We start from the raw sequence: 19,887 nt of genomic DNA, 5'->3' as shown, positions 1-19,887 counted from the left end.
TCACTTTTCCCCCCCCCCCCCGGGGGGGCGGGGGGGTGGGGGGGGGGGGGGGGGGGGGGGGGGTTGGGGGGGGGGGGGGGGGGGGGGGGGGGGGGGGGGCCCCCCCCCCCCACGTCGAGGCTGTCCACGATGGTGTGTGCACCCCACGAACCTGTTCCGGCTCAATCAGAACATCCGCCCGTCCTCAGCGAGGTGACCTGGTGCACCGCAGACCGCGTCGGCGGTACCGGGGCCACTGTGTCCGGTTGCTCCTGCCCGACAGTCGGCGCGGGCTGGGCCGTGCAGCCACCGGTTGCGGTGCGAGCGTGGTGCCGTCGGCCCTTGCGATGCCGCCGCGGCGCGGCACCGCAAGGGTCCAACTTTGAGGCTGGTGGTCGCAGTCCGCTCGCATACCAGGACGGATGCCGTGCGCGTGCCCCACGGGCTGATTCCTGGATCCCGTGCTGCAAGCACCTGGACCTACGCCCCAGTGCTCACATGTCCTCTCAGGTGTACCTCGCGATGGGGATGTGGATATCGAGGACGGCACCGCTGGCGCGGGCTGGTGGCGCGTCCAGACTCTCCAGGACGTGGAGCATCGGCGTGTTGACCGCGGCGACCGTCGCGGTCAGGGTGTGGTGTCCGGCCCGGCGGGCCACGTCGGCCGCGTGTGCGGCCAATGCGGTGCCGAGCCCCTTGGACTGCCATTCGTCCTCGATCAGCACGGCGAGTTCGCCGACCCCTTGCTGATCGGTGCGCATGACGTTGGTCATGGCGATGATGCGGTCCGTGCGCTGGGCGGTGGTGGTGACCAAGGTGGTGCCGCGCTCCGGGTCGGACAGCAGCCGCCATCCGGCCGGAGACATCTCAGGTTTACCCGCGTGGTAACGCAAGGCTCGACTACCCGGCGAGCAACGGCGGTGCAGGGCCTGGATGGGCCCGAGGTCGGCGGGGGTCACCTCCCGGGTCCGGGTGGTGGTGCCGTCGGTCAGCGTGATCGGGTGTGCGGGGCCTCGAGGGCCGGCGTCGGGCATGCGGCGCTCTCCTCACATAGCGAAGTGATTGGTGTGCCGCGACCCCTCCTGGGGGCATGTCCGCCTTGGCACAGGAGCAGTCTTTTTCCACTCCCCAGCCGATTCAAGGGGTGTTCACGCCATATCGATTACGCTTCGCGCACCACTTGTCACTCATCGGAGTGACATTTATGTGCTCTCAGTCCTCCTCCGCCGCCCCCGAGGCAAGGAGCATGTACGCACCGACCCGTACGACGTCCCAGTCAGTGCCCGGGTCACGGTCCCGCGCACGCTGCAGCCAGGTCGCCCGGTCCCTGTGCTGACGGCGCAACTGCTCCATGTCCAGTTGGACACCGGGCGGAGGGCCTGCCTCCTCCAGCTCGCTGATGCGCTGGTCCATCGCGGCGAACAGCGCCCGGTCGAGTTCGGTCACAGCGGCGAGGAACTCGCTCGTCGGCATGGTCACCCGGCCCGTCTGCGGGCCGGCGAACTCGATCACGCCTTCAGGGTCCGCCCGGTGCTCCCAAGCGACGGTCACGGCGTCGTCCTCGCCGACGATGGTGCGCCAAGGGCGTGTCCGAGGGCGGAGTGGGACGGTCGGGCCCCCTCAAGGACTCGGCTTGTCACGGCAGGAGCGGGCGTCGATCGAGGGGCCGCTCGGCTTGTGGGTGCTGATCCAGCCGGGTTCCGCGATGGGCAACCCGGGCAGGGACGTCACGATGTCCCCGATCCACTCGCTGGTGCCCACGAACCTCTTCAGCCAGGTGGCCAGTCTCCGGCAGTCTGCACGATGGCCCTTGGGCAGCCCGATTCCGTAGAGCTGAGGCGCGCCGATGGTGAGCCCGGGGAGCACGCGCAGGTTGTCCGCAGCGTGCTGCTGGGCAAATCCGTAGAGAATCGCCTGGTCGGTCGAGACAGCGGCGACCTGACCGGCCACCAGAGCCTCAATGCAGTCGGAGGCGTCGTCGAGGACCTGCACGACCACGCCCATCCCCTTGAGGTTGGCCAGCGCCTCCTGCGACGTGGTGCCGTCCCAGGTGCAGACCCGCTTGCCTCGCAGGTCCTCAAGTGCCGTGATGTCCCAGCCGTTTGAGCCCACGAGAAATCCCTGGCGAGTCTTGAAATAGGGACCGACGAAATCAACCTTGCGCATCCGTTCCGGCGTGATGGAGAACGAGGCGATCACCATGTCCGCCGTGCCGTCCTCCAGTTGAGCGATTCGGTCCCCCGACGAAACGTCGACCGGCTGGCTGAACGGGACCCCCAATTCCTTCTTCACGCGCTCGAAGAGCAGATAGTCCATGCCCGAACGGTCATAGTTCTCGGAATAGGAGATCCCCGGCAGATCATTGTGCGTGGCAACGGTGACCCTCTCGGCACCGAGGAAGTGCGGCTCGCCCGACGACGAGCCGCAGGCCGTAAGGGCAGCGGTGACCGCCACGGCAAGCGCGGCCGCGACGCAGGCCGACGGCCGTCGTGACATTTGACCGGCCGGCCCTGGGCACGGTGTGCGAGACATGGTCTCCCCCTCAGTCGTGGAACGCCGCACTGGCGACGGAAACAGCTAGCAGGCAGCCCTCTTCGGCGGACAGGATGACCTGGACGCGAACCTCGGTGCGTGAGCCGCCGAGTGGGAGGTCGACGGGCGTCCCCGCGCGCACCCCCTCGACCCGGCCCGTCTTGCTCCCCCCGATGAGTTGCAGGGTGAGTTCACTCTCGGGCGTGCAGGACTGCTGCAGCGGATCGGCGTCCTCGACCGCCAGCGTCAGGCGCAGCCAGGAGCGTTGCGCGGAGCCGTCGACGACGATCTGCGCGGCGGACGTGTGCGCCATCGGACCCGAGGGGGAAAGGTGCGTGCGTCCGGTGACGTCGATCTCGCCGTGCTCGGCGAGATGATCCATTCCCACGAGCCCCAGGACCGCGAGAAGCAGGGCGAAGCCTTGCACGAGCGCACGCGGAACGGGCGAGCGACTGTTGCCCACCACGCCCACGACCCGGCAGAAGGACAGCACCACGGCCGTACCGATGGCGGCGTACACCCAGGAGAACTGACGAGCCGGTCCGGCCGGACCCGCGATCAGCGCTGTGGCGCCCAGTGCCAGTACCAGAAAGAAGGGTGGCCAGTTCCAGCCGCTCCAGCGCTTGGCTCTGCCGGAGAACTCGCTGACATCACCTGTGAAGAGGGTGAGGACCACCCTGCCGACCTTGCCGATCGTCAGCGATCCGGAGCCTGTTGAGTTCACGTGATAGGTGTCGGTGGAGCGGTGGGGAGTCACCAAGCGGCTCCACCGTCCGGACGACGGCCGAAGTGGAAGTCAGCGTGCGTGATCCGGCCGATAGCCGGTGAGTTTTCACCGTGGGACGTCACCGTGATGGTGTCACCGGGCCGGTTCGACTCCATGGCCCGTCGTACGTGAGTGAGCAGGGCTTCGCCCGTCAGCGAACCCTCCGCCAGCCACCGACCGATCGCCGTCTCCAGTACCAGCCGGTCGCCTGCTGTCAGGTTGGCGACGGCTTCGACGGCAGCTGCTTCCTCCGGGCTCCCCGCCGAGGCGTCGGCCTGCCCGCGCAGCAGTCCGCCGAGAAGGGCGCGGCCGCGCTCCACGGCACTGTCCGCGAGTCGGTTCTGTACCGACTGGGTCAGCGTGCCGGCGAAGGTGGCCGCTGCTGCGGTCACGAACGGGGTAACGGCGGCTGCAGCTGCCAGCAGATCAGACATGGCTTTCCCCTCCTCGGCAGCACTCGCACAGGCCGCACTCGTACGCCTCAGGCAGCGCGTTCTGCCCTCGTTCAGCTGGCTTTCGAGGCTACGGAAAGCGAATGCGCCACATGCCGGATGGACTCTTCTGACGGTATTTCTCCGATGCTGTCAGCTGCGAGTCCGAGTGTGTGCTGATGCGGTCGGAACGCGTCACGTGAGGAGCGGTGAGCGCGGCTGCTGTCACCCAGTACTGTCCGGCCGAGTGTGAGTACGTCAGCCCGGACGGGCTGAGTACGTCGGCCGATTCCCACCAGCGCCGCTGCTGGTCGAATGAGAACCATGACTCCTCACGCAGCGCGCCACCCCCGCATGCAGCACGTCACCAACACCGGCTCTGCGCTTGCCGTTGTCCTGGTGCCACTGGCGGCCGGCATGCTGCTGGCCAAGGCGTTGGGCTCGGACCCTCTGACGTCGGTCAACGCGATGATCGCCCACAGCGGGCAGCGAGCACGCGTGTCAGCGTCGCAGTGGCGTGGATGCGGCAGATATGCACTGCGCGGGCGGGAGGCTGCCGCGCGCAGGGCCGCACTGCGCACGCGCGCGGCTGCCGCCTGCCGCTCGGCGACCCGCACGGAGAGGAGTACCGCTGCCACGAGCGCGGGCGCGGGCGCCGAGGAGAACCTGTCCCCTGTCCAGGGCATTTAGGTTTCGCACTTCTCCTCGGCGTTGTCGGTGGCTCAGCAATTGCGGGTACTTCCGGCTTTCGCGTGGGCTCTTGCCGCCCATCTTGCGGCGGTTGCACAGAACTCGACGCCGACGGGCGCAGCAGCATCTCCATGGAGGACGCCGCCGTCGCGCTTGTCGACGAGGCGGAACTGCCCCGCTTCGTCCAGCGCCGCTTCACGATCGGCTACTGATCGGTCGCCGACGGGGCATCAGCGGCGGGCCGGCGCCGAAGCCGCGCTCATCGTGGTGGGCTCGGCCCTCCCCTGGACCTGACTGCCTGGCAGCCCCGGAAGTGGCGCCGCTCCCGTGGATACCTGGCGTCAGCCACCCCCGCAGGTCGGGCCTGTTTTCGTGCAACGTCCCGAAGGAGTTGAGCCAGAACCTGACGAAACAGACACAGCCACAGGCGCCGATGGCACGTATCAGAACTTGCCCATGTGCTCCTCGGTGCGGTGCCCCAACTGCTCACGGAACTCCGCGAAAAAGCTGTCGGTGAGCGGCGGCCACCCCCAGAAGTCGAAGGCGAGCGCACCGAGGGCGAAGCCGGACGGCCACTCCCACTCGGTGACCGGGACGGACACGCCGCAGGAGGAACAGACGGCCCTCCCCTCCCCCGTTTCCCGCCATGCGTCGATGCCGTCCTGGAAAGGCTGCCAGGCCTCCTCGTCCGCCTCCCACTCCTCCGGATAGCTGATGATCACGGTCTTCGTCCGGCAGCGTGGGCACGTGGCGGATTCCGGCTCGCTTTCCCCCTGCCCCCCGATGTGGTCATCCCGCCCGACGATGACGGCCACCGGGCCCGGTATCCAGTCCGAACCCCAATCTTCCGCAGTCCGCTTCCAGTTGGGTCCCGGCACGTACCCCTCGTCCACACTCAGGCTGTACATCGCGTCACTGGACATCTCGCGCGTGAGTAGGCCTTCGGCAACCATCCAGTCGACCATCCGCTCCGCGAGCACCCCGGCCTCCTCGGCCGTCACCTCGACATCGACGATCCGCTCGAAGAAGTCACCCATCGTCCTTCAGTCCCCCTTGATCAGTCGGCGGAACCCACGATGCCATCCCCCTCCGACAATGGACCGCGTCACCAGGGCCTGTCCGGCGGATCTTGTGACCGTCGTGGTCTCGGGTCGTTGGCATGGTCATGGGGCGGGGAGATCTGACGAACGCGGAGTGAGTTCGGCTCAGGCCGCATCTGCCGAAATCCGGGCAAGTGGTGGCCGTTGGGCCAGTCACCGCAGGCTCATCAACGGGATCTTGTACCGGCTGCGCCCCGGGATGGCGGGATCTGCCTGCGCGTTTCGGTCCGTGGAAGACCGTGTACGAGCGACACAGACGCTGGTCGGCGGACGGCACACGGGACTAGATCTTCGCGGCCGTCCTGGCTGACGCCGACGCGGAAGGTCGGATCGACTGGTCGATGGTGAGCGTCGATTCGACCATCTGCCGGGCCCATCAGCATGCCGCCGGGGCCCGCAGGAGCGTTCCGCAAGTGCCGGGAAAAGACGCCAGCGGGCCAACCGGCAAGCCCGCGGCAGCAAGGGCGGCCGACCCGTCGGCTTCGACAAGAGGGTCTACAAGCGCAGGAACGAAGTGGAGCGGACAATCAACGCCCTGAAAACTTCCGGGCAGTGGCCACGAGGTTCGACAATCGCGCCTACATCTTCCACGGCACCGTCACCGTCGCCTCGATCCGACTCTGGCTCCGCTCATGATCCGCCGACTGGCTAGTCGTCCGAGCCGGTAGCCGACGGCGGTACCTCGACGACGAAGAACAGGAAGGTGGTTTTGATCGAAAGGTCATGGAAGTCGTCCGGGAACAGCTCACGGGCGGCCGGGTCGGGCTGCGGCTCGCTGATGACGGCAAGGCGGAAACCGGCGGTGGTGAAGGCATCGGTCATCGCGTGCAATGGCCTGCGCCAGAACCTCATCGGGACGGACTGCCCGTTGAACGTCCAGTCGAAGGTATAGCTGGTGGTCGCAAAGTAGTCGGGCCGAGGATCCTGGATCGTGTAGGCGACGAAGGGGTGGTCCACCGACGCGATCAGCCGGCCGCCGGGCCTGAGCACTCGCCGCAACTCGGCCAGCGTCGGCCCCCAGTCCTCCAGGTAGTGCAGCACCAGCGACGCGACCACGTCGTCGAACGCACCGTCGGCGAACGGCAGGCGGTCACTGAGGTCGACCACGTGCAGGGCTACGTCGTCACCGAGCCGCCGCCTTGCCAACGCCAGCATCCCGGCGCTGGCGTCGATGCCGGTGACGACCGCACCGCGGTCGCGTAGTGCAGCGGACAGGGGGCCCGAGCCGCAGCCGGCGTCCAGGATCCGACGGCCGGCCACGTCTCCGGCGAGGGCTAACATCGCGGGCCGCTCGTAGTACGCGTTCACGAAGTTGTTCTCGTTCTCCGCCGAGTACGCCTCGGCGAAACTGTCGTAGTCATTCACCTGGTCCCGATCTGCAGACCGGGCGAAGCTCTCGGGCACGTCGGTTACGCGTTCCATCGCCGCAGCCTAGTAGTCACATGATCCGCCGGACAGGCCCTGGTGAGGAAGCAACACCGCTGCGGGCGCACCGACTCAGTCCCCCATGTGCCGGGTGGGGGCGGGTTCCCACCTACCTGTTCCGGTCATACCTGCGGCGGCAACGCGTCTGCGCAGCGCCATTCCCGGCAAGGACAGAGCCCCGCCGGCTCACACGGTGTCGCACACCGATCTTCACCCCTGACACCTCCCCCGCATCGGACAGCGAGCGTCACATCACGGGGTCGGCAGTCCCTGACGCCGCACATTCCCAGCCAGTCCGAGCACATGACTATTTCCACCTCAAGTGGGATGGTCAGCTTCCACCTCAAGTGGGATGGTCAGCGCCGGGTCCAGCCGAGGATTGCAGCGACCCCCCGCCGACCAGGCGCCGGTTGTCGCCGATCTCCTCCGGGGTTGAACGTCGAGGACCGAGCTCGGCGTGAGCGGGTGCGCCCCGCTTCGGCCGAGTTGATCGAGGCAGGGCCGGTGACCGTGAGGTGGCGCGGCATTTCAGGGCGGCGGTGGCGCCGACGCCGTCTCGGTCGTGCGAGGCGCGGGCTGCCGAGTGGGACACATATGCGTAGAACTGACCCTTGTCCCGTAGGCGGAACGCAATTAGAGTTCGGCAATGTCGAACAACGGTCGGGGTGCTTTGTGGAGCCGATCGTGTGCAGCGGTTGACGCAGCGTGGCGCGCCGCTGGTCAGAGCACGCCCGAGGGCGCGGTTGAACAGCCGCAGGAAACCCTGCCGAGCAAATCCACCGGGAAATCGCCATGCGAACCACCGTCTTGAATCCGTCCACGGCGCGGCGCGGCACCATCGCACACCGTGTCGCGGCCTCTCGTCGCTGGCCGGGCAACGCCGTTTCCGTTTACACCTTCACCGTGCCAGCGGTACCCGCCGAGGTCCCCGTCGCCCGAAAGAGGGCGACCTGCGTCCTGCGGGACTGGGGGCTGCACGAGGACGGGCTGAACACGGCCGCGCTAGTGATCTCCGAGCTGGTCGGCAATGCCGCACGGCACGCCGTCCCGCAATCGGTCAGAACCACAGTGATGCTCACCAGAACCGGGACGACGCTGGCGCTGGCAGTGCACGACGAGCACCCCTTCCTGCCGCAGCCCCTGCCCACGGCCGATTCCGGACAGGAATGCGGACGGGGCCTGATGATCGTCGACAGCCTCGCCCGCGAGGCAGGCGGCGCGTTGCAGGTACGCCGGGTGCCCACGCGCGGCAAGGAAGTCCGGGTGCTCTTCCCCGCCGCCGACTCCGCGGACCTCGCGGCATGTCTGGCTGACGCATGCCCGGTGATGCACTTTCAACGGTGAAGCCCAGGTGATCGCAGTGACCGCAGGGCTGTGCGTCACGGCTGACCCGTCCGGCACCCGACTGTCGGCGGTCAGGTGGGCTCGCCTGCCGGGGCCCTTCTGGTGCCAGCCCCGGCGGCGTGCTGATGCGTGCCGATCACACTCAAAAACAGGCCCCTGACCAGCGCAGACAGACTTCCACGACGACGAGCATGACCCCGAGGGAGCCACGGTCGCGGTCGAACGGGACCGGCTTCGAGGCGTCCTGAAGCAAGCACGTGCCGACCTGGACGACTATGCGCATCGGTGGACTCGCCGCCGCAACGGGCGTGAGCGTGCGGGCGCTGCGCATCGACAAGCGGATCAGTGATCTGGTGAACACCCGGGACAGGCTCGACACCGCCTCACCATGGCCACCGATGCCAGGAAACTGGGCCGCCCCTGCCCCCGCTGAGCGGAAGCGGAGACCGCACCCTCTGCCACTCCTCCAACCGCTGATTACGGGGTCGCCGCGAAGAAGTGACGAAGAGTTGTAGAACACCGGCCGCCATACCACGGCCACCCCTGGACGACGGGCTGTGGCTTCGACGTAACCGGTCGGCGTACCGGGCGCCCACGGGGACCTGGGCCGGCCCTGCCGGAGTACGTCACAGCGGGTCCGGCTGACACCCCTACGCCACCTGCCAGGCGGCCGCCAGATGGGCGGCCCGGGCAGCGACTCGCCGATCTTGCCGCGGCGAAGATGGAACGGCACACCCAGGATTCACCTCTAGGGTGACGCACCATTACTTTCCCGAAAGGCAGTGTTGATATGGCCGTCGACGCATCGAGCGTCGCACGAGAGCGGGGCCAGGAGTCCGGTGATGAGCGATGGAACGGCGGGCAGGACAACTCGTCGTCATGGCGGACCGCCTGGCCTCTGGCTCTGTCGCTGCTGCCGCTCGGTCTGCTCGTCATGGCGTCGTGGATCGGCCGCCACGTGCGCCCGAGCGCGGACGAGTGGTGCTTCCTGCCGAGCGTGCGTGACCACGGCATCTCCGGGCTGATCGGGAAGTTCTACTTCACCGACAACGGACGGGTCGGCAACGGCCTGCTGGTCGGGCTGTACGCGCAGTTCCCCGTCGCCGGGCACCAGTGGTTCGGGCTGATCAGCGGAGTGCTCATGCTGGCGCTGCTGTGGGCGCTGACCGTTCAACTCCTGCGCAGGGCCGATCTGGCGGTGCCGCGTGGTCTCCCGCTGCTCCTGACGTCCATGATCACCGCGGTGTTCCTCTTCGCGACACCCAATACGTACAAGACGTTCTACTGGCCCGCGGCCTCCGTCTCGCACACAGTCGCACCGGTGCTCGCCTGCGCTGTCGCCATCCCGCTGCTGCGCGCAGGCGGCCGCCGCAGCCGTATCGCCGCCCTGGCCATCGTGTTCACGGCAGGCGTCTTCATGGGCACGCTCTCCGAAGAGGCGTCGGTCGTCGCCCTGGTGGTGCTGTCATGTGTGGTGCTGTTCGCGCACCGCGTCTTCACCGTGCGGGTAAAGGCCTTCGCACGCCGCTGGTCGCTGCTCGGGATGGCAGGCATCGCCATCGGCACGGTCGTGCTGGTGACATCTCCTGGTTCGCGCAATCGCCGCGAGCACTACGGTGCCGATCGTGCATCCATGTTCGCCCCCGAGTCGCTGCTGGACTCCCTGCGGGGATATGCGCAGATCCTCGAGACGATCCTCACCACCTGGCAGTACGCCGGAGCTGTCGCGGCCGGCGTACTGCTCGGACTGCTGGCACGGGGCCAGGCTCGGCGGCCCGCCGTCCTGCTCCCCTGCCGCCCGCTGCTGCTCACCACTCTCGGCGCGGCCGCTTTCCTGGTCTCCGGCTACCTGTGCACCGTCATCACCTACCCCGTCTTCGGAGCAGACGTGGTGACGACGGAACGCACCTGGAACGACTACCTCCTGCTCTACGTCATGCTGCTGGTCGGCGTCGGTGCCTTCATCGGGCGCTCACTTCGGCTGCGTGGGCGCCGTACGGGGGTGGCGACCGCGGCGGCCGCGGCGGTTTGCGCCGCGGCCGTGCTGGGGCTGGTCGGCCCGCTGAACGGACTCGGGGACGCAATGGAGGTACGGGCCGAGAAGTGGGACGGTCAGGACCGGTATCTGCGCGAGCAGGCGGCGGACGGCGCCAAGGTTGCCCCGTACACGCCCGTTTCGGTCGCCAGGATGCTGGAGCCCTTCAGCAACCAGGGCCGCAGGATCTGGCCGGCACAGTGTGTCGCCGACTACTACCACCTGGACAAGGTCACTTACGGTCGCACCCACGATTGATCGTGGGGTGGCTGTTTTGTGGCGTCCGAAGGGCATGCCATGGACCAGGGCCGTCGGTATCACGATCGCCGGGGAGACCCGGCGCGAGACCGCGCGGTTCCGCAAGGACGAGCCTTGGTTCCCGGCGGCCTACGCAGCCCTTGAAGCCATCGGGGCCGGCATGGCCACGGAGGACAGCTGGAAGGCCATCGCGCCCTTCACCTAGCGACAAGCACGCCTGGCGCGAAGCGCGGCGACCGGCAGTCATCAGCCCGGATCTGCGTCGAGCACACCAACGCCGAGCTGCGGCAGTCGCCTGCTGACCACCCGCCAAACAACGAACCACCATGCCGGCACGCCCCGAACTCAATGGCGGGTGACACCGTTACTCGACAAAGCGTCCCTGAGCTCGGATGCGGAGGCGGCCGCCGTGTGGGAGAGGTTTGTCTCCCGGACCACATAGTGCGGCCGCCGCTTCGCCTCGTGGTAGATACGTCCCACGTACTCGCCGATGACGCCGAGCGTGGCGAGCTGGATGCCGCTGAGTGCGACGATGGCAGTGATCAGGGTCGCGTAACCGGGCGTGTCCACCCCGTCGAGCAGGACGTTCGCGATGATCCACAGCGCATAGCCGAGGGCGGACAGGAAGAGCCAGAGTCCGGTGTGTATCGCCATGCGCAGTGGGCGGCTGTTGAAGGAGAGCAGCCCGTCGATGCCGTAGTTGAGCAGGCGCCGGCCGCCCCACTTGGACTGCCCGGCCGCCCGCTCCACATTCTGGTAGGTGAAACTGACGGTGTCGAAGCCGATCCAGGAGAAGAGCCCCTTGGAGAATCGGTTGCTCTCCGGGAGGGAGAGGACGGCGTCGACAGCTCGGCGCGACAGCAGCCGGAAGTCGCCTGCCCCGTCGACGACCTCGACCTCCATGAAGCGGCGCACCAGACCGTAGTACGCGCGGCTGAGAGTCCTGCGAACCGCGCCTTCTCCGACACGGTCGCGCCGGGCGACGACTTGGTCGAAGCCGTGCCGATGCAGCTCCAGCATGCGGGGCACCAGCTCCGGAGGGTGCTGCAGATCGGCATCCATGAGGACGACCACTTCGCCGTCGGACATCCTCAGCCCGGCGAGCATCGCCGACTCCTTGCCGAAGTTACGGCTGAAGGAGGTGTAGCGCACGCGGGAGTCCGCTGCCGCAAGGTCCCGGAGGTGCATACGGGTGTGGTCGCTGCTGCCGTCGTCGACGTAACAGATCTCGAAGGCGGTACCAGTCGACTCGAGAGCGGCGACCAGCGCCGTGTGAAAGGCGTCGATCACTTCACTCTCGTTGAAGCAGGGCACGACGACCGAAGTATGAACCGTTGTCATCTCTCTCCATGGTGCTGAGGTGCGGGCCGGCTGCGTAACTCTGCAAGTCGTCGCGTATGGAGGATGGTCGGCGGGCCGTAGAGGTTGCCTCCCGGCCTCACAGTGGGCACCGAAGTCATGGTGGAACAGCGGGATGACTCGCTGGACTTCGTCGGGGAGCTTGCCCAAGCCGTCACATCTGGGCCCAGGTTCCCCTTGAGCGGGTTGTGCGGAAAAGCAGGAGCCGGACGCATACGTGCAGTGACCCCCTGACCCGGCACCGTGGGGGCCGTTCATAAGATCGAGCCTGTGACAACGAGGACAACGGGGTGGGTCCCGCCGACGGAGACCGAGCAACTGCTGTACGAAGCAAGGGCGGCCGGCTCCGTCGAGGCGGAACTGGGTGTGCTCGCCCGCGCGACGCTCTTCCTGCCGGTCGGCCGCCTCTACGCGGACACCCCGGGCTCCACCGTCCCGTTCGTTCCGGCCAAGGACTCCCAGACCGGCAAGTGGAGCATCTCCGTCCACACGGCGGGCATGCTGCCGCCCTGGCATCCGGAGTGGGTGCACTGGTCCACCACTCTTGCGGAGCTCGCCCAGATCTGGCCGAACGACAAATGGCGGCTATCGGTCAACACGGGTACGCCGTGTGCCGTCAGCATCGAGGCCAAGCGGTCCCACCGTCAGGCATGGCTGAAGGCGACCACCGAGAACGGCGGCCCACCCCGCGGGCTGCTGGTCACGCACGCGGGCGGCCCACTGCAGGGCGCCTTGGGCCCACGGTCTGGCCTGCGGTGCGCATCTGTCGGTGCACAACAGCATCGCGTGGAACGAACTCGGCACGACGTACTTCGACTACCGCAAGGACGTCGGCACGCTGCGCAACACGTGGAAGGTGACGAACCGCGGCCAGTATCTCCGCACGCTCGCCGCCCTGTACGGGGCCCAGCTCTCCGGCTGGGAGGAGGCCATCGCCCTGAGCGCACGTGCCGGGCTGGCCGAACGCCTGGGCAGGACGCCCTCCGGGGGAGAGTGGCTGGATGCCGTAATCCGGTCCGCGGTCCTGCGCAGGGCCGACGAGGAGACCGTCGAGGAGGTCCGGCGGACCGCGGGGCGGATCGCCCGCTACGAGGAGCAGTTCCGCGCCGACGGGGTACTCGGCGCAGATGAACGCGTCAACTCACTGAACGCCTTCGACTACGGGCGAATCATCACTTTCGTACGGATGGGCCTCGGAGCCCGCCTGACCGATCCGAGGGAAGCGGAAGAGGCCGTTCTCAAGGCCGGCCGGCTGAGCCGGGAGACCTATGCCTCGTGGGAGGCGTTCTCCGCCGCGTACTCGCTCGCTCGTGTACTCGCCTTCGACAACGAGGAGTTCGGGCAGACCTACCAGGAGTCGGTGGTCCAGCACCGCATTCTGACCCAGGCCCCCAAGACTCCCTACCGGATCCTGCCGTGGTCATGAACTGGACACCACCGACACAGGTCGAGCGTCTGCTGCACGAGGCCGGGCTGCGCGGCGACGTGGATGCGCAGCTGAAGGTGCTGGCGGCGGAGGAGCTGTACATCGGGCAGCACCGGGCCGAAGTCGACGCCGAGCCGGGCATCGTCCGCTGGCGGCCGGTCGCACACCCGGTGACCGGGTCACGCTGCAAGCTCCTGCTCACCCGAGGCATGCTGCCGCCCTGGCACCCGGACTGGATCTTCCATGAGGTGGATCTGGACTGGATCGCGGACTTTCAATGGCCGGATCCCACGGTGTGGCTCGCCGTCAACCCGGGAACGCCCGCCGCCGTGAGTCTGCCGGCCTCGCCGCAGGACCACGCCCTGTGGCGCCGCTACCACACGGAGAACGACCGCACGACGCAGAACCGGCTGAATGCCCTGCACACCGGACCGCTGTTCGGGCCGCTCGCCTTCGGGCTCGCCTGCGGGGCGCACCTCGCTGTGGCCAACGGCGTGCCCTGGAACGAGGCCGGCACGGTCTATCTCGACTACTACTCCCAGCGGCGCATGCTGCTCGAATCCTGGGCGATCAGCGACAACGCGAGCTGGCACAACCAGATGACGGCCCTGCTGGACTACTCCAACAGCCCGCCGGAGCCCGAGTTCGCGCTACGTGTGCGCGAGCACCTGCGCAGGGGAACGGGCGAGCTCCCGCCCGCGGATCTGTGGCGCGAGACCGCTGCCGGAACGCTGCACGACCAGGGCGCGCCGCAGTCCGTCGTCACGGACATGGAGGAGCTGGTGCGCCGTATCTTGCGGTACGAGGCCAGATTCCGGGCCGACGGACTGCTGCCCGATGACGGCAGGGTCGCCACGGCCGCCGCGTACGACTACGGACGGGCGCCCTCCGTGGCCCGCTGGGGGCTGGCCGCCCGGTTCTGCACACCCCACGAGGCGGAGCAGGCGATCGTGCACGCGGGCGCGCTCGCCAAGGCGGCGTACGGGTCGTGGCAGGACTTCTGCGCCGGCTATGTGCTGGGCAGGGTGCTGCGCTTCGACGACGAGGAGTACGGCCCCTACTACGAGGACGCGCTGTCGTCCCACCGGATCCTGATGGAGAACGAGGGCAGCCCCTGGCGGAACATCCGCTGGAACTGACCGCCCCGCTCGGCTCGTTCCATGCGGGCACAGCCACCGGCCGGCGGGCGTGCCCGCGCATCACCACAGGGTGCTCCCCTGTTGAGCCGTCACGTCCCTATCCACGCACGCAGCGGGCCGAGGGCGGGTGCGACACCAGGAGGCGCGAACGCATGCGAGGCGCGAGCAAGAGCCAGTCGGAGTAGACGGCTGCCCTGAACGAAGGACAGCGCGCGTGGAGGGCCCGTCGGCGTCCCGGAAGTGTCAAAGGCTCTGTGGGAGGAAACCGGCCAGGACGAGGGGCCGGACGAGGCGTCGGCGGAACGGATTCCTGGAGGCACCATGCTCGACCGCACCCTGCCGTGCATGCTGCGGGGCTCAGGGATACGTCCGGCCGATGACGAGGCTCGCGAGACGGCGGACGACCTGGTGGCCAGGGGCGACGGCTTCGCCACCCTGAGACCGCGGCACCGGCGGCCCCGCGACGCACGAAACCGCCGGGGGACGCGGACGGCCCCGCTCCTTGAGCGGACACACATGGAACCTGCGGCCGATGGCCGGGTGCTGCAGGCGGTGGCCCTCCCACCGCGAGATCGGCGGCGCGTGGCTCCCCCCCGGCCACGAGATCTCCGAAGCCGAACACGAAGCGACGTCGCACAGCGAGTAGCCGCTGACCACTCCAACGAACACGGGAATTCACTGACCATGGTGCAAATCGGATACACGATGATGACCGAGCAGGCAGGCCCCCGCGAGCTGGTGGACCACGTCGTCCAGGCCGAAGACGCGGGATTCGACTTCTCGGTGACGTCTGACCACTACTTCCCCTGGCTACGCTCGCAGGGCCACTCCCCGTATGCGTGGAGTGTCCTCGGGGCGGCCGCTCAAGCGACCTCGCGCATCCCGCTCACGACGTACGTGACGTGCCCGACGTTCCGTTACCACCCGGCAGTGGTGGCGCAGAAGGCGGCGACCATGCAGCTGCTGTCCGAAGGCAGGTTCCGTCTGGGCCTGGGGTCCGGGGAGAACCTCAATGAGCATGTCGTGGGCGGCGGTTGGCCGTCGGTGGATGTGCGGCATGAGATGTTCGAGGAAGCGGTCGGTATCATCCGCGCGCTGTTCGAGGGAGGCCATGTCACCCACCACGGCGCCCACTTCGATGTGGACTCGGCCCGGCTGTGGGATCTGCCGGACCACCTTCCGCCCATCGGGATCGCCGTGTCGGGCGAGCGTTCCTGTTCCCTCGCCGGCCGCCTTGCCGACTTCGTCGTCGCCACGGAACCGAAGGCGGACCTGCTGACCTCGTTCGACCGGCACGGCGGAGAGGGCAAGCCACGCGTCGGCCAGCTGCCGGTCTGCTACGACACCGACCGGGACGCGGCGGTGCGGCGGGCCCATGACCAGTTCCGCTGGTTCGGAGGCGGCTGGAAGGTCAACGCGGAACTACCGCATCCGGATTCCTTCGCATCGGCGACCCGGTTCGTACGCCCCGAGGACGTCGCCGACTCCATTCCGTGCGGCGGCGACGTCGAAGACTTCGTAGAGGCCGTACGCCCGTTCGTCGACGCGGGCTTCACGGATGTAGCGCTGGTCCAGATCGGTGGCGAGACCCAGCCCGAATTCCTCGACTGGTCGGCGAAGACGCTGCTGCCCGCCCTCAGCGAGGCCTTCGGGTAAGTCCAGCCAGTGGCCGTCAATTCAGCTGAATCCCGGCCAGTACCCGGTCGGGCGTCAGTGGGAGTTCGCGGAAGCGGGTGCCTGTGGCGTGGTGGACGGCGTTGGTGATGGCCGCGGCCGTGCCGACGATGCCGATTTCGCCGATCCCCTTGCTTCCCATCGGATTGAGATGGGTGTCCCGCTCATCGAGCCAGTGCGCTTCTATGACCGGCACGTCCGCGTGCGTGGGCACGTGATAAGCGGCCAGGTCGCTTTCGGCGAAGTCACCGAACGCGGCATCCATGGTGCTGCCCTCGGTGAGGGCCATGCCCAGCCCCATCGTCATACCGCCCACGAACTGGGACCGCGCGGTACGCGGGTTGAGGATGCGGCCGGCCGCGTACATGCCGAGAAGGCGGCGAACGCGTACCTCACCGCTGTCCGTGTCCACCTGCACCTCGGCGAAGTGGGCTCCGAACGCGTGTCGGGAGAAAGGCGACGCACGGTCCACGTCGGCAGCCGTGTCGGCCCGGGCGGTGATGCCCTCGGCGGGCACCGATCCGGGCTGCTCGGCGAGGCGTTCAGCCAGCGCGGTGCACGCCTTGTGGACGGCCCACCCCCACGAAGCGGTCCCGGACGACCCGCCGGCGAGCGATGCGGACGGCAGATCACTGCTGCCGATCTCCGTGCGTACGGACTCCAGCGGGGCGCCCAGCGCATCAGCCGCGATCTGCGCGAGGACGGTACGGGCCCCTGTGCCGATGTCCGTCGCGTTGATCCGGACGACGTACGTGCCGTCGGCCCGCGCATGGGCCGTGGCCGTGGAGGGTCCCACGAGAACGGGGTATGTGGCCGCCGCGACGCCGGTGCCGGTCAGGAGCGGGCCGGTGCGCCGGATTGCGGGCCGCGGGTCACGCTCCGCCCAGCCGAAGCGGCGGGCCCCTTCCGTGAGGCATTCGACGAGATGCCGGCTGCTGAAGGGCCGGCCGCTGTCCGGTTCCGTGCCGGGTTCGTTCCGGATACGCAGCTCCACCGGGTCGAGGTGCAGGCTCTCGGCCAGTTCGTCCATGGCCGATTCCAGCGCGTGCATGCCCGGCGCCTCGCCGGGTGCCCGCATCCACGACGGGGTCGGGACGTCGAGCGCCACAACCCGGTGGCTGGTGCGGCTGTGCGGCGACGCATACATGACGCGCCCGGGCACCGCCGCCTGTTCGACGAACTCCTTGATCTGTGAGGTGTGCGTGGTGACCTCGTGGATGAGGGAATTCAGGACGCCGTCGTCCCCCGCACCGAGCCGTACGCGGTGCAGCGTGGGAGGGCGGTGGCCGACGACCGTCGGCATCTGCCGCCGCGGCAGAGCGATCTTCACCGGTCGGCCGATGTGCCGCGCGGCCAGAGCGGCGAGCACCACGTGCGGCCGAGGGGTGCCCTTGGAACCGAATCCGCCGCCCACGTGGTCGGACACGACGGTCACGTCACCTTCGGGCAGTGCGAACAGAACGGCCAGGGCTTCGCGGACCTTGGTCGACCCCTGGCTGGAATCGTGCACGGTCAGCCGCCCGTCCTGCCACTCCGCGGTGGCGGCGTGCGGTTCCATCGGATGGTTGTGCAGCGGCGGGATCACGTAGGTGGCATCCACCCGCACGGGCGACTCCGCGAACGCCGCGTCGGCGTCACCGCGCTCGCGAACCGCGGGATGGCCACCGTTGGCCTCTTCCGGTGTGTAGGCGCGGGGGTGGTCGGACGTGAGGATGACGTCGTGCGGCTGCGATGCGTCGTAGGCGACTTCGACCAGGCGGGCACCTTCGCGGGCTTCTTCCAAGGAGTTCGCGAGGACGAGGGCGACGTACCAACCCCAGTGCGGCACGTGGGCGTTCTGGAGCACGGCGAGCGTAGGGTCGTCCGGCTCGGCGAGCCGCGGGGCCGATGCGTGGGTGAGGATGGCGAGCACGCCCGGGAGGGCCAGCGCGGCGGAGTCGTCGATGGCGACGACCTCTCCCCGGGCGATGGTGGCAGGCACTGGCCATGCGTACGCGCAGCCGGCAGGGGCGTGTTCGAAGGCGTAGCGGGCGACGCCGGTGACCTTGTCCCGGCCTTCCCTGCGCGCGGCGGGCGTGCCGAGCGCCGGAGGGGTGTGACCCATCGCGGGCTCCTTCCTGGGACGCGGTTCGGCTCAGGTTCGGTCGGCGAGCCGGGACAGGACGTCTGTCGCGAGGTTGCGCGCGAGGCCGACCTTGAAGGCGTTGTCGCGCAGGGGCTGTGCCGCGGCCAGTTCGGCATCGACGGCACGGCTGATGTTCTCCATGGTGGGCGGCGCTCCAAGGAGGTGCGCCTCCGCCTCGCGTGCCCGCCACGGCACGTGGGCAAGGCCACCGAAGGCCAGCCCCACGTGGCGCACCAGGCCGTCCACCACCTCGAGGACAGCAGCCACCGAGGCGAGCGCGAAGGCGTACGAGGCCCGGTCCCGCGCCTTGCGATAGGCCGAGGGAAGGCCTGCGGGGTGGGCGGGGAGCAGCACACCGGTGATGAGTTCGCTCGGCTGGATCACCGTGTCCCGGTCCGGCCGGTCGCCGGGGAGCCGGTAGAACTCTGTGACGGGCACAGCTCGTTCGCCGCCCCTCCCCTGGAGCGTGACCGTGGCGGCGAGGGCGGCGAGGGCGACCGCCATGTCGGACGGGTGGGTGGCGATGCAGTGCGGTGAGTGCCCCAGCACGGCGTGGTCGCGGTGCACTCCGTCGCGTGCCCCGCACCCGCTGCCGGGCACCCGCTTGTTGCAAGGCTTGCCCAGATCCTGGAAGTAGCCGCACCGAGTGCGCTGCAGGAGGTTTCCGCCAGTCGTGGCGGCGTTGCGCAGTTGGCCGGATGCACCGGCCAGGAGTGCCTGGGACAGGAGGGGGTAGCGAGCGCGTACCGCGGGATGGGCCGCCAGGTCGCTGTTACGGACGGTCGCGCCGATCCGCAGACCACCGTCCGGCAATTCGTCGACCGTGCCGAGCGGGAGCCGGGCGATGTCGACGAGCATGTGGGGGGTCTCCACACCGAGCTTCATCAGGTCGACGAGATTCGTGCCTCCGCCGAGGTAGTACGCGCCGGGCCGCCCTCCGTGCGCGGCGACCGCTTCGGTGACGGTCGTGGCCCTGACATAGGCGACAGGTTTCATCGGACGACATCCCCGACGGCGTCGACGATGTTCGGATACGCGCCGCAGCGGCACAGATTGCCATTGAGTCGTTCCCGGATCTCCGCCGCCGTCAGCGTCACAGGACCGTCCGTGGGATGTGCCGGGTCCGTGGCGCACGAAGGGTGACCCGCGGCCGCTTCGTCGATGGCACCCAGCGCCGAGCAGATCTGACCAGGGGTGCAGTAGCCGCACTGGAACGCGTCCCGGTCGAGGAATGCCTGCTGCAAGGGGTGCAGGCGGTCACTGGCAGTCTCGGCCAGCCCTTCCACGGTCACCACGTCAGTGCCGTCCTGCGCGACTGCCAGGAGTAGACAGCTGTTGACGCGCCTGCCGTCGACCAGGACGGTGCACGCGCCGCACTGGCCGTGATCGCAGCCTTTCTTCGCGCCGGTGAGTGAGAGGCGTTCGCGGAGCACGTCCAGGAGCGATTCGCGGTTGTCGACCGTGACTGCTTGGGAGATTCCGTTCACCCGCACGGTGATGCAGGACTGGGTGTCGAGTATTCCAGCCGTGCCCGCGTCGTGCGGACTGCTGTGGGGATCCGCCATGGCCCTGGCCCTTCGTCCGGTCGCGCTGTGCGCCTCGTC

Annotated in this window: 18 protein-coding genes and 2 pseudogenes; 9 read left to right on the top strand and 11 right to left on the bottom strand. The window is 68.6% G+C overall.

Going from position 1 to position 19,887, the window contains the following annotated elements; translation table 11 throughout:
- Positions 1-485: 485 nt before the first annotated feature.
- From ACFWDI_RS08540 to ACFWDI_RS08520, 5 genes and pseudogenes are all read right to left on the bottom strand, one after another.
- Positions 486-1,013, bottom strand: coding sequence for a GNAT family N-acetyltransferase (locus tag ACFWDI_RS08540; protein ID WP_385302142.1), 528 nt, complete (start codon positions 1,011-1,013; stop codon positions 486-488).
- Positions 1,014-1,191: 178 nt separating this feature from the next.
- A pseudogene (locus ACFWDI_RS08535) lies at positions 1,192-1,563 on the bottom strand (DUF5984 family protein); the annotation flags it as partial.
- 36 nt (positions 1,564-1,599) lie between these two features.
- Complete coding sequence (locus ACFWDI_RS08530) at positions 1,600-2,475, bottom strand: transporter substrate-binding domain-containing protein (RefSeq protein ID WP_385302140.1); 876 nt, start codon at positions 2,473-2,475, stop codon at positions 1,600-1,602.
- Positions 2,476-2,521: 46 nt separating this feature from the next.
- On the bottom strand, positions 2,522-3,268 hold the full coding sequence (locus ACFWDI_RS08525; protein WP_385302138.1) for a hypothetical protein: 747 nt from the start codon (positions 3,266-3,268) through the stop codon (positions 2,522-2,524).
- On the bottom strand, positions 3,265-3,711 hold the full coding sequence (locus ACFWDI_RS08520; protein ID WP_385302136.1) for a hypothetical protein: 447 nt from the start codon (positions 3,709-3,711) through the stop codon (positions 3,265-3,267). Before ACFWDI_RS08520 ends, ACFWDI_RS08525 begins: the two co-directional genes overlap by 4 nt.
- A gap of 321 nt (positions 3,712-4,032) precedes the next feature.
- Between ACFWDI_RS08520 and ACFWDI_RS08515 the strand changes: the two genes are divergently transcribed.
- On the top strand, positions 4,033-4,398 hold the full coding sequence (locus ACFWDI_RS08515; protein WP_385302134.1) for a hypothetical protein: 366 nt from the start codon (positions 4,033-4,035) through the stop codon (positions 4,396-4,398).
- 62 nt (positions 4,399-4,460) lie between these two features.
- Entirely contained in the window at positions 4,461-4,610 is a 150-nt protein-coding gene (locus tag ACFWDI_RS08510; protein ID WP_385302132.1) for a hypothetical protein, read from the top strand.
- Between the two features lie 231 nt (positions 4,611-4,841).
- Here ACFWDI_RS08510 and ACFWDI_RS08505 read toward each other — a convergent pair whose 3' ends face one another.
- Positions 4,842-5,435, bottom strand: a complete 594-nt coding sequence (locus ACFWDI_RS08505) for a hypothetical protein (RefSeq protein ID WP_385302130.1) — start codon at positions 5,433-5,435, stop codon at positions 4,842-4,844.
- A gap of 179 nt (positions 5,436-5,614) precedes the next feature.
- On the opposite strand from ACFWDI_RS08505, the pseudogene ACFWDI_RS08500 reads away from it, so the two are divergent.
- Positions 5,615-6,134: pseudogene (locus ACFWDI_RS08500) on the top strand (transposase).
- A 12-nt stretch (positions 6,135-6,146) separates the two neighbouring features.
- Here the strand turns inward: ACFWDI_RS08500 and ACFWDI_RS08495 are convergent.
- On the bottom strand, positions 6,147-6,920 hold the full coding sequence (locus tag ACFWDI_RS08495) for a class I SAM-dependent methyltransferase (RefSeq protein ID WP_385302128.1): 774 nt from the start codon (positions 6,918-6,920) through the stop codon (positions 6,147-6,149).
- 795 nt (positions 6,921-7,715) lie between these two features.
- Between ACFWDI_RS08495 and ACFWDI_RS08490 the strand changes: the two genes are divergently transcribed.
- From ACFWDI_RS08490 to ACFWDI_RS08480, 3 genes are all read left to right on the top strand, one after another.
- Positions 7,716-8,267 (top strand): ATP-binding protein, encoded by a 552-nt coding sequence (locus tag ACFWDI_RS08490; RefSeq protein WP_385302126.1) that lies wholly within the window; start codon positions 7,716-7,718, stop codon positions 8,265-8,267.
- 790 nt (positions 8,268-9,057) lie between these two features.
- Positions 9,058-10,560 (top strand): DUF6056 family protein, encoded by a 1,503-nt coding sequence (locus tag ACFWDI_RS08485; RefSeq protein WP_385302124.1) that lies wholly within the window; start codon positions 9,058-9,060, stop codon positions 10,558-10,560.
- A 34-nt stretch (positions 10,561-10,594) separates the two neighbouring features.
- Positions 10,595-10,765: a hypothetical protein gene (locus ACFWDI_RS08480; RefSeq protein WP_385302122.1), complete on the top strand. Its 171-nt coding sequence runs from the start codon at positions 10,595-10,597 to the stop codon at positions 10,763-10,765.
- A 140-nt stretch (positions 10,766-10,905) separates the two neighbouring features.
- Here the strand turns inward: ACFWDI_RS08480 and ACFWDI_RS08475 are convergent, their stop codons facing one another.
- Positions 10,906-11,901, bottom strand: a complete 996-nt coding sequence (locus ACFWDI_RS08475; RefSeq protein WP_385302120.1) for a glycosyltransferase family 2 protein — start codon at positions 11,899-11,901, stop codon at positions 10,906-10,908.
- 787 nt (positions 11,902-12,688) lie between these two features.
- On the opposite strand from ACFWDI_RS08475, the gene ACFWDI_RS08470 reads away from it, so the two are divergent.
- From ACFWDI_RS08470 to ACFWDI_RS08460, 3 genes are all read left to right on the top strand, one after another.
- The gene (locus ACFWDI_RS08470; RefSeq protein ID WP_385302118.1) at positions 12,689-13,345 is read left to right on the top strand and encodes a DUF1266 domain-containing protein; all 657 of its coding nucleotides are present in this window, start codon (positions 12,689-12,691) and stop codon (positions 13,343-13,345) included.
- Complete coding sequence (locus ACFWDI_RS08465; protein ID WP_385302116.1) at positions 13,342-14,484, top strand: DUF1266 domain-containing protein; 1,143 nt, start codon at positions 13,342-13,344, stop codon at positions 14,482-14,484. The genes ACFWDI_RS08470 and ACFWDI_RS08465 overlap by 4 nt, the downstream gene beginning before the upstream one ends.
- Positions 14,485-15,168: 684 nt before the next feature.
- Positions 15,169-16,140: an LLM class F420-dependent oxidoreductase gene (locus tag ACFWDI_RS08460; protein ID WP_385302113.1), complete on the top strand. Its 972-nt coding sequence runs from the start codon at positions 15,169-15,171 to the stop codon at positions 16,138-16,140.
- A 16-nt stretch (positions 16,141-16,156) separates the two neighbouring features.
- Here the strand turns inward: ACFWDI_RS08460 and ACFWDI_RS08455 are convergent, their stop codons facing one another.
- From ACFWDI_RS08455 to ACFWDI_RS08445, 3 genes are read right to left on the bottom strand one after another with little or no spacing between them, the layout of a single operon-like run.
- Complete coding sequence (locus ACFWDI_RS08455) at positions 16,157-18,262, bottom strand: xanthine dehydrogenase family protein molybdopterin-binding subunit (RefSeq protein ID WP_385302111.1); 2,106 nt, start codon at positions 18,260-18,262, stop codon at positions 16,157-16,159.
- Between the two features lie 30 nt (positions 18,263-18,292).
- Positions 18,293-19,279, bottom strand: a complete 987-nt coding sequence (locus ACFWDI_RS08450; RefSeq protein WP_385302109.1) for an FAD binding domain-containing protein — start codon at positions 19,277-19,279, stop codon at positions 18,293-18,295.
- On the bottom strand, positions 19,276-19,848 hold the full coding sequence (locus ACFWDI_RS08445; RefSeq protein WP_385302108.1) for a (2Fe-2S)-binding protein: 573 nt from the start codon (positions 19,846-19,848) through the stop codon (positions 19,276-19,278). The genes ACFWDI_RS08450 and ACFWDI_RS08445 overlap by 4 nt, the downstream gene beginning before the upstream one ends.
- Positions 19,849-19,887: the final 39 nt, after the last annotated feature.

Origin of the sequence: Streptomyces sp. NPDC060064, assembly GCF_042736455.1 — a bacterium.
In the GTDB taxonomy this organism is placed as follows: Bacteria; Actinomycetota; Actinomycetes; order Streptomycetales; family Streptomycetaceae; genus Streptomyces.
Note: the sequence above shows the minus strand (reverse complement) of the source record. Positions and strands in the feature narration are given on the sequence as shown.